This is a genomic window from Stenotrophomonas sp. TWI169 (genome assembly GCF_039674705.1).
Taxonomy (GTDB): Bacteria; Pseudomonadota; Gammaproteobacteria; order Xanthomonadales; family Xanthomonadaceae; genus Stenotrophomonas; species Stenotrophomonas maltophilia_P.
Genome location: NZ_JBDJOB010000005.1, coordinates 34026 through 47610, shown reverse-complemented (window position 1 = coordinate 47610; position 13585 = coordinate 34026). Strand labels below are relative to the sequence as shown.

Annotated in this window: 14 protein-coding genes; 8 read left to right on the top strand and 6 right to left on the bottom strand. The window is 68.3% G+C overall.

Annotated elements, in window-relative coordinates; genetic code table 11:
- Positions 1-2 precede the first annotated feature (2 nt).
- The gene (locus tag ABE543_RS05480; RefSeq protein ID WP_065175127.1) at positions 3-620 is read left to right on the top strand and encodes an SGNH/GDSL hydrolase family protein; all 618 of its coding nucleotides are present in this window, start codon (positions 3-5) and stop codon (positions 618-620) included.
- A gap of 3 nt (positions 621-623) precedes the next feature.
- Positions 624-1340, top strand: a complete 717-nt coding sequence (locus ABE543_RS05475; protein WP_053517426.1) for a class I SAM-dependent methyltransferase — start codon at positions 624-626, stop codon at positions 1338-1340.
- Positions 1341-1401: 61 nt separating this feature from the next.
- On the opposite strand, the gene ABE543_RS05470 is transcribed toward ABE543_RS05475, so the two are convergent.
- Positions 1402-2211: a polysaccharide deacetylase family protein gene (locus ABE543_RS05470; RefSeq protein WP_197571741.1), complete on the bottom strand. Its 810-nt coding sequence runs from the start codon at positions 2209-2211 to the stop codon at positions 1402-1404.
- Positions 2212-2271: 60 nt separating this feature from the next.
- Here ABE543_RS05470 and grxD point away from each other — a divergent pair, with 60 nt between their 5' ends.
- Entirely contained in the window at positions 2272-3198 is a 927-nt protein-coding gene (grxD, locus tag ABE543_RS05465) for a Grx4 family monothiol glutaredoxin (RefSeq protein WP_053517428.1), read from the top strand.
- An 87-nt stretch (positions 3199-3285) separates the two neighbouring features.
- On the opposite strand, the gene ABE543_RS05460 is transcribed toward grxD, so the two are convergent.
- The gene (locus ABE543_RS05460) at positions 3286-3825 is read right to left on the bottom strand and encodes a DUF924 family protein (protein WP_111186169.1); all 540 of its coding nucleotides are present in this window, start codon (positions 3823-3825) and stop codon (positions 3286-3288) included.
- A gap of 43 nt (positions 3826-3868) precedes the next feature.
- A complete protein-coding gene (locus tag ABE543_RS05455) occupies positions 3869-4645 on the bottom strand; it encodes an AMP nucleosidase (RefSeq protein ID WP_053517431.1) in 777 nt (258 codons plus the stop codon).
- A 151-nt stretch (positions 4646-4796) separates the two neighbouring features.
- Between ABE543_RS05455 and ABE543_RS05450 the strand changes: the two genes are divergently transcribed.
- From ABE543_RS05450 to ABE543_RS05430, 5 genes are all read left to right on the top strand, one after another.
- Complete coding sequence (locus ABE543_RS05450; RefSeq protein ID WP_065181733.1) at positions 4797-6206, top strand: amidohydrolase; 1410 nt, start codon at positions 4797-4799, stop codon at positions 6204-6206.
- A gap of 17 nt (positions 6207-6223) precedes the next feature.
- Entirely contained in the window at positions 6224-7486 is a 1263-nt protein-coding gene (locus ABE543_RS05445) for an amidohydrolase family protein (protein ID WP_346475444.1), read from the top strand.
- Between the two features lie 17 nt (positions 7487-7503).
- Positions 7504-8136 carry a DsbA family protein gene (locus ABE543_RS05440; protein ID WP_346475408.1) on the top strand — a complete coding sequence of 211 codons (633 nt, stop codon included), beginning with the start codon at positions 7504-7506 and terminating at the stop codon, positions 8134-8136.
- A 94-nt stretch (positions 8137-8230) separates the two neighbouring features.
- Positions 8231-9172: a DegV family protein gene (locus tag ABE543_RS05435; protein WP_053517434.1), complete on the top strand. Its 942-nt coding sequence runs from the start codon at positions 8231-8233 to the stop codon at positions 9170-9172.
- 91 nt (positions 9173-9263) lie between these two features.
- Positions 9264-9602 carry a hypothetical protein gene (locus ABE543_RS05430; protein ID WP_346475407.1) on the top strand — a complete coding sequence of 113 codons (339 nt, stop codon included), beginning with the start codon at positions 9264-9266 and terminating at the stop codon, positions 9600-9602.
- A 45-nt stretch (positions 9603-9647) separates the two neighbouring features.
- Here ABE543_RS05430 and ABE543_RS05425 read toward each other — a convergent pair whose 3' ends face one another.
- The 3 genes from ABE543_RS05425 to fghA form a co-directional block, all read right to left on the bottom strand.
- The gene (locus ABE543_RS05425) at positions 9648-10970 is read right to left on the bottom strand and encodes an alpha/beta hydrolase (protein ID WP_346475406.1); all 1323 of its coding nucleotides are present in this window, start codon (positions 10968-10970) and stop codon (positions 9648-9650) included.
- Between the two features lie 159 nt (positions 10971-11129).
- On the bottom strand, positions 11130-12557 hold the full coding sequence (locus ABE543_RS05420) for a GGDEF domain-containing protein (protein ID WP_346475405.1): 1428 nt from the start codon (positions 12555-12557) through the stop codon (positions 11130-11132).
- A gap of 192 nt (positions 12558-12749) precedes the next feature.
- Entirely contained in the window at positions 12750-13580 is an 831-nt protein-coding gene (fghA, locus tag ABE543_RS05415) for an S-formylglutathione hydrolase (protein WP_340044959.1), read from the bottom strand.
- Positions 13581-13585 lie beyond the last annotated feature (5 nt).

The window sequence follows — 13585 nt, the reverse complement described above, 5'->3', positions numbered from 1 at the left end:
TCGTGGGCTTGTCCTATCTGGCGCTGGGCGACTCCTACACCATCGGTGAGGCCGTCGCGGTCGAAGGCCGCTGGCCCCATCAGCTGGCCGCCGCGATGCGCGCACAGGGCGTCGCGCTGGCCGATCCGCAGACCATCGCCACCACCGGCTGGACCACGGACGAGCTCGATGCCGGCATCGACGAGGCCGCCCCGCAGGGGCCGTTCGACTTCGTCAGCCTGCTGATCGGGGTCAACAACCAGTACCGCGGCCGCCCGCTCGACGAATACCGCACGCAGTTCCAGGCCCTGCTGCAGCGCGCGATCGGTTTTGCCGGCGGCCGTACCGATCGGGTGCTGGTGCTGTCGTTTCCCGATTGGGGCGTGACGCCGTTCGGCGCCAGCAGCGGCCGACACCGTGGCCGCATCGGCATCGAAACCGACGCGTTCAACGCGGCTGCGGAGCAGGTCTGCAGTGGCCTCGGCGTCGACTTCGTCGACATCACCGACATCAGCCGCGTCCACGGTCACGACCCGGCGATGATCGCCGAAGACGGTCTGCACCCCTCCGCGCGCATGTATGCATTGTGGAGCGAGCGTGCCTTGCCGGTCGCCCTGCGCCGGCTCGGCGACGCCGGCTGACCCGTGGACGGCACGCCACGGAATGGCACGCCCCTGCCCTGCTCCCCGCTGACCTCCCCGCAGGCCCGCGCGATCGCCGAGGCGTTCCGACCTGCACAGGCCTGGGGCAGCCGCCGCGACTATTACTACACCCGCGGCAAACTCGGCAGCGATCCGTTGTACGACGGCGTGCTGCAACAGCTGCCCGAGGATGGCCAGCCGGTGCTGGACCTGGGTTGCGGACTGGGCCTGTTCGCGCATGTGCTGCGCCAGCGCGGGCGCGGCCAGCCCTATCTCGGGGTGGACGTGGACGCCGCCAAGATCGAGCGGGCGCGGCAAGCCGGTGAAGGCCTGCCGGCCGTGCGCTTCGAATGCCTGGATGTGCAGGCTGCGCTGCCGTCGCACGTCGGCCATGTACTGCTGCTGGACGTAGTGCAGTACCTGGATGCCGGACCGCAGCAGACGCTGCTGCGTGCCGCAAGCGCGCGGGTGTCCCCCGGAGGACGGCTGCTGCTGCGCACGCCGCTGGCGACCGGTGATGGCCGGGACCGCACCACGCGGGTCGCGGACCGCCTTGCCTGGCTGGTGGGCTGGATGGGTACCCGCCCGCGGCACTATCCCCAGCCGAAGACCCTGCTGGCGACACTGAGCGAAGCGGGATTGCGCGTCGCCGCACCACGGCCGCTGCACGGGCGCACACCGTTCAACAGCTGGCTGGTGGTGGCCGAACGGCCTGGATGACGCCGGGCGTGGCCCGGCGGGTTCCATGCGCGCCGCTGCGCTCGCCGGGCGTGGCCCGGCGCTACCGGATGCCTGGCTGCCCATTCCCTTGACGGATCAAAGGCAGCGTTGCCTTCAATCCGCGCTGATCCAGTGCCTGCAGCACGCGTTCGATGATTACCAGGTTGTGGCCATGGGCGGCCCCCTCATGCAGCAGCACGATGGCGCCCGGGCGAAGATCCGGCAGCAGGCGCTCCAGCACGCGCTCGGGCGTACAGCCGACACCATCGAAGCCGCGGGCGCTCCATCCCACCCGCACCAGGCCCAGGCGGCGCAGCACCGGGCCCACGAACGGATTGGTCATGCCCACCACCGACCGGTACCAGCGTACCGGCGTGCCCGACAATGCCTGCAGCGCATGCTGGCAGCCTTCGATCTCCGCACGCATCGCCTTCGGTCCCAGCCGCCAGAAGCGCGCCTGCGGATGGCTGAAGCTGTGGTTGCCCAGATCGTGCCCGCGGCGCAGGATCTCGGCCACCAGCGCCGGCTGGGCCAGGGCCCGCTCGCCCACCAGGAAGAATGTCGCCCGCGCCTGATGCCGATCCAGCAGATCAAGCACGGCCAGCGTGTCCGCACCGGGACCGTCATCGATGGTCAGCCAGACCGCGTCGTCCGCCTGCGCCAGGCGGCTCAGCACCGGCGTGTAGAAGCGGCTGTTGGGCAGGAACACCGGCACGATGAACAGCGCGTGGCTGGCCACCATCAGCGGCAGACCCCAGTGCCATCCCGCCAGCACCCAGGCCAGGATCACCCCCAACTGCGACGCCACCAGCCAGGGCAGCCAGCGCCATGGCCGGGGCGGAATGCGATGCAATGTTCCTGCGCTGCTCATACCCCATGATGCCATGAGGGGTAGAATCGAAGATTCGAATTACTGGACCCCCGACTTCCCATGTCTCTCGATCCTGCCCTGCGTTCGCGCATCGAATCCCTCCTCAACGCCAACCGCGTCGTGCTGTTCATGAAGGGCCAGCCGTCGATGCCGCAGTGCGGCTTCTCGGCCAAGGCCGTGGGCGCGCTGCAGGACCTGGGCGTCGAGTTCGCTCACGTCAACGTGCTGGCCGACCAGGAAATCCGTGAAGGCATCAAGGCCTACGGCGACTGGCCGACCATCCCGCAGCTGTACATCGACGGCGAACTGGTCGGTGGCAGCGACATCGTGCTGCAGATGGCCGCCAGCGGCGAACTGAGCAGCGTGCTGGGCCTGCCCGCGCCGGACCGCACCCCGCCGCGCATCACCGTCACCCCGGCCGCGGTGGAGATGCTCAAGGGCGCGCTGGCCGACGCCCCGGGCGCCGCCCTGCAGCTGAGCATCGATGCAGGCTTCCAGCCCAACTTCCAGCTCGCTCCGCATGACGAGGCTGCGATCGCCGCCGAATCCAATGGACTGCGCGTGCAGTTCGACCTGGCCAGCGCGCGCCGCGCCGAAGGCATCACCATCGACTGGGTGGACGACATCCGCGGCAAGGGCCTGGCCATCGACAACCCGAATGCGCCCAAGCCGGTGCAGGAAATCAGCGTGCGCGACGCCGACGACCTGGTGCGCGCCGGCAACGCGATCCTGGTGGACGTACGCCCGGCTGACGAGCGCGCCATCGCCGCCGTCGGCGTGCCGTTCAAGGTGTTCGACGGCAACGGCCGCGCCGAGCTGGAAGCACTGCCGAAGGACACCGCACTGGCCTTCCTGTGCCACCACGGTGGTCGCAGTGCGCAGGCTGCCGAGCAGTTCCGCGCGCTTGGCTTCACCAAGGTCTTCAACATCACCGGCGGCATCAACGCCTGGTCCGAAGAGGTGGACAACGGCGTGCCGAAGTACTGATCGGCTGCAGCGCGGAACAGGAGAACGCCGGCGCACGCCGGCGTTTTCCGTTTCCTGCCTGCCGCGCGCGTGGCTGGCGCCGCCCGGTCAGCCGGCAAACCCGCCTTCGGCCAGGTAGTCCAGTTCCTCCGGCGTGGGAATGCGGCCCAGCACGGCGTTGCGGTGCGGGAAGCGGCCAAAACGGCGGATGATGTCGCGATGCAGGTCGGCGTACTGCAGGTATTCCTTGTCACCCAGCGCGTCGAACATGGCCACCGAACGGTCCTGGTCCAGCGGATCCTCGGAATGCTCGAACGGCAGGTAGATGAAGGCCCGCAGCTTCGGAACCAGCTGCAGGTCCAGCCCTTCCTCGATGGCACGCATGGCGTAGTGCCGGGCCAGCCCATCGGTGGCGTAGGAGTGGGCGGTGCCACGGAAGCAGTTGCGCGGGAACTGGTCCAACAGCAGCATCAGGGCCAGCGCACCCTCGGCGCTGCCCAGCCAGTGTTCGCGCGCACGCGCGGCCGCAGCGAAATGCTCATCGAGGAACAATCGGCGGAACTGCGCGTCGAACGCATCGTCGCGGGCGAACCACTTCGCAGGGCCCGCCTCCTTCCAGAATTCCACCACCTGCGCGGCAACGTCCATTACCTACTCCCGGGCCCGGACGTCCCGCGCCCGGCCCTCATCATCATTCGTCGAAGCGCAGATGGCGGACCGACTTGCCGTTGCGCCGGATAAGCTTAAGCGCCTCGATGCCGATCTGGATATGGTTTTCCACGAACTGGGAGCTGACCTTGGCATCGGAGGCTTCGGTCTTGACCCCGTCGGGAATCATCGGCTGGTCCGAAACCAGCAGCAGGGCGCCGCTGGGGATGTGGTTGGCGAAGCCGGCGGCGAACACCGTGGCCGTTTCCATGTCGATGGCCATGCAGCGCATCGCGCGCAGCCGTTCCTTGAATGCCTCGTCGTGTTCCCAGACCCGCCGGTTGGTGGTGTAGACGGTACCGGTCCAGTAGTCGTGCCCCAGATCGCGGATCATGGTCGAGACCGCGCGCTGCAGGGCGAAGGCCGGCAGTGCCGGTACTTCCGGTGGCAGATAGTCGCCCGAAGTGCCTTCACCACGGATCGCGGCGATCGGCAGCACCAGGTCGCCCAGCTGGTTCTTGCGCTTCAGGCCCCCGCACTTGCCCAGGAACAATACCGCCTTGGGCATCACCGCCGACAGCAGGTCCATGATGATCGCGGCATTGGGGCTGCCCATGCCGAAGTTGATCATCGTGATGCCATCGCTGGTGGCGCTGGCCATGGGCCGGTCCAGGCCGACGATGGGCGCACCGGTCAGTTCGGAGAAGGTGTGCAGGTAGCCGCCGAAGTTGGTCAGCAGGACGTGCGGGCCGAACTGGTCCAGGGGCACGCCGGTATAGCGCGGCAGCCAGTTGTCGACGATTTCCTGCTTGCTCTTCATGCTCGGTCCGGAACGGCGGGGACCGCCTATTTTCGGCCAGTGGGGCGACGCCGTCGAGGCACGCGGTCGCACCCTGTGAAGAAGGTCACTTGGCAAGCCCACCGCTGCCCGGCTAGCGTCAGCGGTTGCTTACGTAGCCGAGGGGATCTGCATGACGTCGACGTTGTTGCGCGCCGGGCTGGGGCTGGCGCTGGTTACGCTGGCCGCCGCGCCAGCACTGGGCGCCTCGCGCTTCATGGCCGATCCTTACCCCAGCACCTATCGGGCGCAGCCCGATGCGCCGGTGCTGATCCACAACGCAACGGTGCTGACCGGCACCGGCCAGCGCCTGGACAATGCCGACGTGCTGCTGCGTGAGGGCCGCATCGTTGCTGTCGGCCAGCAGCTGCAGGCCGAGGCCGATGTCACCCGCATCGACGCGCAGGGCAAGTGGGTCACCCCCGGGCTGATCGACGTGCACTCGCACCTGGGCGTATATCCCAGCCCGGGGGTGGGCGCCCACAGCGATGGCAACGAGATGACCGCACCGGTGACGGCCAATGTCTGGGCGGAGCATTCGGTGTGGCCGCAGGATCCCGGCTTCGCTGCCGCCCTGGCCGGCGGCGTGACCAGCATGCAGGTGCTGCCCGGCTCGGCCAACCTGGTCGGTGGCCGCGGCGTGACCCTGAAGAATGTTCCGGCCATCACCTACCAGGCGATGAAGTTTCCCGGCGCGCCGTGGGGCCTGAAGATGGCCTGCGGCGAGAACCCCAAACGCGTCTATGGCGAAGGCAAGGGTGTGACGCCTGCTACCCGGATGGGCAACGTCGCCGGCTACCGCGCAGCCTTCATCGATGCCGCCGACTACATCACCAAGAACACGCCCAAGGCAGCCAAGCGCAAGCGCTGGTTCGGCAGCGACAAAGGTGACAGCGCGGGCGATGCCGGTGGCAAGCGCGATCTCAAGCTGGACACCCTGGCCGGCGCGATCCAGGGCGACATCCGCGTGCACATCCACTGCTACCGTGCCGACGAAATGGCCACCATGCTTGATCTGGCCAAGGAATTCGGTTTCAAGGTGGCAGCGTTCCACCACGGCGTTGAGGCCTACAAACTGGCCGACCGGCTGGCGGCGGACGGCGTCTGCGGTGCACTGTGGGCCGACTGGTGGGGCTTCAAGATGGAAGCCTTCGACGGCATCCCCGAGAACATCGCGCTGGTGGACCGGGCGAAGAACAGCTGCGCCATCGTCCATTCCGATTCACCCGAAGGCATCCAGCGCCTGAACCAGGAGGCGGCCAAGGTCATGGCCGCCGCGCGCCGTGCACGCATGGCCCCGATCACTCCTGAACATGCGATCACCTGGATGACCGCCAATGCCGCCAAGGCGCTGGGCATCGAGCGCCAGACCGGCACGCTGGAGCCCGGCAAGATGGCCGACGTGGTGGTGTGGAACGGCAATCCCTTCAGCTCCTACGCATTGGCCGAGCAGGTCTATGTCGATGGCCGCCGCCTGTACGACCGCAGTGCGTTGCCGGCAACGCCGCAGTCGGACTTCCAGCTCGGGCAGGAGGTGCACTGATGGCCGGTTCCATGCAGATGGCAAGGTCTTCCAGCCGCAACCGGGCATGGCTCGGCGCTGCGATCATGGTGCTGGCAGCCATCACCGGCACGGCATCGGCACAGGATCTGCTGGTGCGCGGCGCGACGGTTCACACCGCCAGCGCACGCGGCAGCCTGCAGTACGCCGATGTGCTGGTGCAGGGCGGCATCATCCGTGCCGTGGGTACGGGCCTGGCCGCACCGGCCGGCACGACCGTGGTTGAAGCCGATGGCCGCCCGCTCACGCCCGCGCTGTTCGGTGGCATCGCCGAGATCGGCATCGAGGAAGTCTCGGGAGAAGCGAGTACGGTCGACAGCAGCCTGAAGATCGGCGAGCAACCGCTGCGTCCGGAGTTCGACGTGACCCTGGCCTACAACCCCGCGTCGGTGCTCATTCCGGTGGCGCGACTGGAGGGCATCGGCTTCACCGCGCTGGGCGCCGTCACCGGCGGTGGCTTCGTGGCGGGCCAGGGCGGGGTGATGCGGCTCGATGGCAGCGCCGACCCGCTGGGTCCACGTGCGCTGTTCCTGCGGCTGGGCGCCGCAGCGTCGGAACTGACCGGTCATTCGCGTGCAGCACAGTGGATGCTGCTGCAGCAGATGGTGGATGAAGCGCGCGGCCAGGTCGCCGCCGATTCACCGCACGCCGTGCTGACACCGGCCGGTCGCCGCACACTGTCGCGCTATCTGGCCGGCCAGGGCCGCATCGTGGTTGAAATCGATCGCGCTGCCGATATCCGCCAGCTGCTGCGCTGGGCTGCACGCGAAAAGGTGAAGATCGCCCTGTCTGGAGCCAGCGAAGCCTGGCAGCTGGCGCCGGAGCTGGCTGCGGCCGGCGTGCCGGTGTTCGTCGACGTGCTGGCCAACCTGCCGGCCAGCTTCGACCAGATCGGCGCCACCCTGGAAAACGCGGCACGACTGCAGCGTGCGGGCGTGCCCGTCAGCTTCGTGCAACGTGGCGATGCCTCGCACAACGCACGCAAGATCCGCCAGCTCGCAGGCAATGCGGTAGCCCATGGCCTGCCCTGGGCCGACGGGCTGGCAGGCCTGACCCGGGTTCCCGCACAGGCGTTCGGGGTGGCCGACCAGATCGGCAGCATCGAGCCCGGCAAGCGCGCCGACCTGGTGCTGTGGGAAGGCGACCCGCTGGATGTGGCGCACTATGCCGAACAGGTCTGGATGGGAGGGCGGCCGATGCCGATGCGCTCGCGCCAGACCGACCTGCGCGACCGCTATCTGCAGCGCAACGCGCAGCCCTGACCGACGAGGAAAGCCCCATGGCCCCGCTGCACTGGTACTTCGATTTCGTCTCGCCCTACTCCTACCTGCATTGGCAGAAGGTCAAGCAACTGCCCCAGTTCGCACAGGTACAGCCGGTGCCGATCGCCTTCGGGGCGGTGCTGCAGCAGCTTGGCAATCTCGGCCCGGCCGAGATCCCGGCCAAGCGGCGCTTCATCTACCGCCAGTTGCTCTGGAACGCGCAGGCGGAAGGCGTGACGCTGCGCTTCCCGCCTGCCCACCCGTTCAACCCGCTGGCCGCTCTGCGGCTGTGCCTGGCCGCAGGCGGCGGCGCGCAGGCCGTGGACGTGCTGTTCGACTGGATCTGGCGCGAGGGCAACGCCGCCGACAGCGCCGAGGCGCTGCGCGAACCCGGCGCGCGGCTGGGCATCGCGGATGTGGCGGCCGCCACGGCAACCGCAGAGGTCAAGGAGCAGCTGCGGCGCAACACCGAGGCTGCGCTCGCGGCCGGCGTGTTCGGCGTACCGACCTTGGCCATCGGCGACGAGCTGTTCTGGGGCAATGACGCGCACCCGCTGATGGCCGCTGTGCTGGCCGATCCGGACCTGCTGAGGCAGCCGGAATGGCAGCGGGTGGAGGCCCTGCCGATCGCGGTACAGCGCAGACGCTGAACAGGGCGCCTGCGCTTCCCTCGCGCGCGGGCTCCCGTTTTGAGATATTTTTCACACTTCCGAACCAACAACCGCCCTGGAGGGGGAGCCGCGGATGCGCATCGGAATCGTCGTCGACTCGGCCTGCGACCTGCCGCAGGCGTTCATTGCCGAACACAACATCGTGCTGCTCCCGATCACCGTACGGATCGGCGAAGCCGTACTCGCCGACCACCGCGACGAACAGGCCACGCTCAGCTTCCTGCACGCACACGTGGCCGAACATGGTGCCGAGGCGGAGACCATCCCCTTCAGCGTCAACCAGATCCGTGACCTGTTCCTGCAGCAGCTGGTGATCGACTACGACCACGTCTTCTGCATGACCATCACCAAGACCCGCAGCCCGATCCACGACAACGCCCTGCAGGCCAGCTTCGCCATCCTCAACGACTACAAGCCGGTGCGGCAGGCCGCGGGCTACAACTCGCCCTTCGCACTGCGCGTGCTCGACACCCAGAACCTGTTCGCCGCGCAGGCGGTGACGGCGGTGGAAGCGGTTCGCCTGCGCGACAGCAACGCCAGCGTGCAGCAGATCCGCGAGCGGCTGGAGGAACTGGCCGGCAACGTGCATGGCTACATGGTCACCCGTGACCTGTATTACATGCGGGCCCGCGCGCGGCACAAGGGCGACCGCAGTGTCGGCCTGCTCAGTGCCGCGCTGGGCAGCGCACTGGACATCAAGCCGGTGCTGCACGGCTACCGCGGTGAGACCGGCCCGGTAGCCAAGATCAAGGGCTTCGACAATGCCGTGCAGAAGCTCTTCGCCGTGGTTGGCCAGCGCGTGCGTAGTGGACTGATGACACCGACAGTCTGCGTCAGCTATGGCGGTGAGCTGGAGGAGCTGCGCGCCCTGCCCGGCTATGCGCAGCTGACGGACGTCTGCGCCACCCACGGCGTCACCGTGTACGAATCGGTGATGAGCCTGACCGGCATGGTCAACGTCGGCAAGGGCGCCGTTACCGTGGGCTTTGCCGATGGACCGCATCGGTTCGAATGAGGGCGGGCGACGCCTGCATGCAGGTGCGCCGGATGTACACAAGCATTGCACCGCGTCTATGCCAGCCTTGCCGCACTTCAAGGAGATCACCATGCCTGCGCAGTACCACATCAGCCTTCCCGACCCGTCCAAGGCCCGCGGCAACGACCCCGACCTGTCCTTCCATTCGCAGGGCGCCGCCGGCTTTGCCGAAGAACTGCAGGACGCCCTGCGCAGCGGCGCGCTGTTCGAGCGCTGGAGAGCCAAGCAACCCGATCCGGATGCAGTGGAGCCGCAGTGGGGCGTGACCGACCCGGACGCCACCGTAACCGGTGAGCAGAAGGACCTGCGCATCAACCTGGTGGCCACCACCCGCATCGACAGCGATGTGTTCAAGCAGCGCCTGCGTCTGCTGGCCGGCCATCACTGGGAACTGCGCGACGTGCGTTGAGCGGCGAACGCGCTGGCTTCTGCTGGGCTTCGCCCGTCGAAGCCCTCATCGCGCGGACGTGGGGCGGGCCTGGCCGTATTCGGCCCGCAGCGCATCGCCACGGATGAAGTCCGTCATCAGCTGGAAGTACCCGGCCGGCTGCCGTGTCGATACACGTTCCCCGGCCGCATCCAGCTCGAACTCGTACATGCCATGATCGGCGTCTGCATACACGGCCGTGTAGATCGGCCGTCCCTGGCCCTGCAGAACCGCAAGACGCCTGAGCGTCTCCCCCGGCGGCGCATCGCGGTCCTGCCCGCCAAAGATCCACAACTGCGGCACCTGCAGATGCGTGAGCACCGGTAAAGGGTCGTAATGGGCCGGCACCCCGTCCAGCAGCCGCGGCCCCTGCTCGCGCGCAGTGACCTCCGGAGTCGACAACAGATACCCGGCAATGTTCCCGCGTACCGCAGGGAACCAGGGCGCATGCTGGTAACGCTGCTTCACCTCCGCCAGTACATCGAATCCCTCGGTGAATCCGCTTTCGACGATGGTCGCCACCGCATCGGCGATCTGCATCGCCTGCGCAGTGGCTTCTGCGTCCTGGCCGGCCCGCTGCATGTCGAAAGCGATCGCCTCGCGGTCTTCCTCCAGCGGCGAGACCGCCAGGCCGAAGCTGATCACGATGAAATCCACAGGCTCGATGCGTGCCGCCAGCGGCGCCACCCAGCCACCCTGGCTGCCGGCCTGGTAGCCGACCCGCTGCGCACGTGCCCCCGCCAACCGGCGTGCTTCGCGCGTGGCCAGGATCAGATCATTGGCCAGGGTCAGGTAGTTCTGCGTGTACCGCCCGCCAGAGCGTCCCGTGCCCCGCTTGTCGTACGCGAACACGGCGATGCCGGCACTGGCGAACTCGCGCTGCAGCGAGTAGCGCTCCAGCGCGGAGCTGTTCTCCGCACCATGCACCAGCACCACCAGTGGAACCGGCGCATCGCCCGGAGGCAGCGTCAGCCGCCCCTGCAGCGTTGCGCCGGCACCGCTGAAACGGGTGTCGATCTGCCGCAGCGGAATGCGCTCGCCCTTCATTCCATCGACGCTGATGCCGCGCTTCCCACAGTCCGTGAGCACCATCCGGTGCCCGTCCGGCTGCCCGGTCCAGCCGCGGGTACTGGTCCAGGCATCGCCCGCGGTGCGCTGCAGTGCGCCGCTGCGACCATCTGGCGTGCGCCAGCGCAGCTGATCGCCCGCACCCGGGCCGATGTCCAGCGTACTGCCATCGGCCATCCGATAGCTCGCAGCGGCGCAAGGCGACGCCGCCGTGGCCGCGACCGCCTGCGCACTGAAGGCCATCGCGCTCCACGCGGCCAGCGACACCAGGGTTCTGTGCATGTCTGCTCCTCTCCACACTGGGGCTGACGGTGGACCGGCTCCCGCGCGATCGCCAGCGCGGTGCGACGGAGTGCCGGTACAGCCGACGAAGGCGCGTCCGCGGGCGACAGCCACCGGCGGCGCAACCGCGCTCCCTTGGCGAATGCGCGGGGGCGGGGGCTAGCGGCGGTCTGCGCCAGCCGGTGCTGCCCCCTGCATGGCCACGCGATTGCGTCCCGCGCGTTTGGCCGCATACAACGCCGCATCCGCATCGGCGAGCAGCTGTCCGGCATCGGCTGTTGCCGGCGGATGCAGGAACGCGATGCCGACGCTGATGCTGACCCGCCCTTCCGGCAACTGCAGCGCTTCCACCGCGCGTCGCAGTCGCTCGGCCAAGGCCTGTACGCCGTCCAACGGCGTGCCGGGCACGATCACCGCGAATTCCTCACCGCCGTAGCGCGCCACGCTGTCGCCCGCACGCCCGGCGCTGTGCTGCAGCAGCGCCGCCACGGCCTGCAGGCAACGGTCGCCGGCGGGATGACCATGGGCATCGTTGAACGCCTTGAAATGATCGATATCGACCAGCAGCAGCGCCAGTTCGCTGCCGCTCCGCCGCGCCCGGTTCCATTCGGCCTGCAGTTCGGCATCGAACTGGCGGCGGTTGGCTACGCCGGTCAGGCCATCCTGGCGCGCGAGCTGGTCGAGCCCGGCCTGCCGTTCCAGCAGATCGATCTGCAGAAGCGCACTGCGCAGGCTGAAGCCCAACGTGGCCAGAACGAATCCAGCCAATGCCAGGGGCCTGGCATGGTCCACCACCAGGGTGCCCACCACCAGCAACAGCAGCGGCAGGATGATCGGGCCGCCGGCCTGCACCAGCCGGGCCAGCCGCGGCTGCAGCACGAATCCGGTAGCTGGCGACCGCCGCAGTGCCAGCAGCGCGAGCAACAGGAACGGCACGTCGATCAGCAGATCGTTGTAGGCGCCGAAAGACTGTTCGGAGGTGAAGTGGTTGATGTAGTAGGCCACCAGCAGATAGGCCAGCGCGTACAGCGCCAGCGCGCGGAACACGCTGCGTCGCTCCGGGACATCACAGGACACCCAGCGCACGATGGCAAAGACAGCGATGCACAGGTTCTGGATATCGAACATGCGCTGCATGTTGGCCAGCGCCTGGTCGTCGATGCCGACATGGTCGGCAAATGACTGGGTATGCACGAAGAACAGCACGCCCAGCAGGGCCGCCATGATTCCGTCGATCACGCTGATGGCCCAGCGCTCCCGCCGCGAGCGGGCCAGGATGAACACCAGCGGCACGCCATACAGCACGTACAGCAGCAGGCTGGCGCCCGGGGTGATGTCGGGGCGGTCGGCACTGAGTGCATCGAGCATGTTGATGCCCATGCCCCCCGCCCACAGCAGCAGTGCCAGCGCGATGGCACGCCAGCCCAGCGCGGCGCGATCCGCACGCGCGCGCCACAGGCATGCGGCGGCGGCCAGCAGCGGAGCGCCGGTGAGGAACACGAACGAACCCAGGCCTGCCGGCCCCGGCCACAGGGCCACGACCAGGCCATGGCCGAACACGTACAGCAGCGCCAGCACTACCGGCATGCATCCCCCACTGCGCAAGCCTGTCTGCACGCACGATAGCGCGACAGGCCGCCATGGAGGCGTGATCCACGCCACACCTGCTTCCCCTGCCCCTGCGCCGGGCATGGCGCGGCGCTACATCGACGCAGGCGTTCCGTCGCGCCGGGGCATGCGCGGTTGCGTCCCCGGGACCGCAGCTGTCACGCGGGCTATTCAGCCGTGCAGCGCGCGGGCGTGGTGAGCGATGTGCTCGCCGATGAAGCTGGCGATGAAGTAATAGCTGTGGTCGTAGCCATCCTGCAGGCGCAGGGTCAGCGGATGGCCGACGGCGTCGCAGGCCTGCTGCAGGCGCTGCGGCTGCAGCTGGCTCTGCAGGAACTCATCGGCCCCGCCCTGGTCCACCAGCAGCGGCAAGCGTTCGCTGGCCGCAGCGATCAGTTCGCAGGCATCCCACGCGGCCCAGTCGGCGCGGTTGTCGCCCAGATAGGCCTGGAACGCCTTCTGTCCCCAGGGCACCTGGCTGGGGGCAACAATCGGCGAAAATGCCGACACGCTGCGGTAACGCCCCGGATTGCGCAGCGCGACCACCAGTGCACCGTGACCTCCCATCGAGTGACCACTGATCGCGCGTGCCCCGGTCACCACGAAGTTCGCCTCGATCAGCGCCGGCAGTTCCTGCGCCACATAGTCATGCATGCGGTAGTGCTTGGACCACGGCTCGCGGGTGGCGTTGAGGTAGAAGCCGGCACCCTTGCCCAGATCGTAGCCCTCCGCGTCGGCGACATCGTCGCCACGCGGGCTGGTGTCGGGCGCGACCAGAATCACGCCATGTTCGGCCGCATAGCGCTGCGCGCCCGCCTTGGTGATGACGTTCTGTTCGGTGCAGGTCAGTCCGCTCAGCCAGTACAGCACCGGCAGCGCCTGCGTTTCCGCCTGCGGCGGCAGGTAAACGGCGAACTGCATGTCGCAGCCCAGCGTGGACGAGGGATGACGGTACACGTCCTGCCAACCGCCGAAGCAGGCACGATGTTCGATGCGTTCCATGGTGT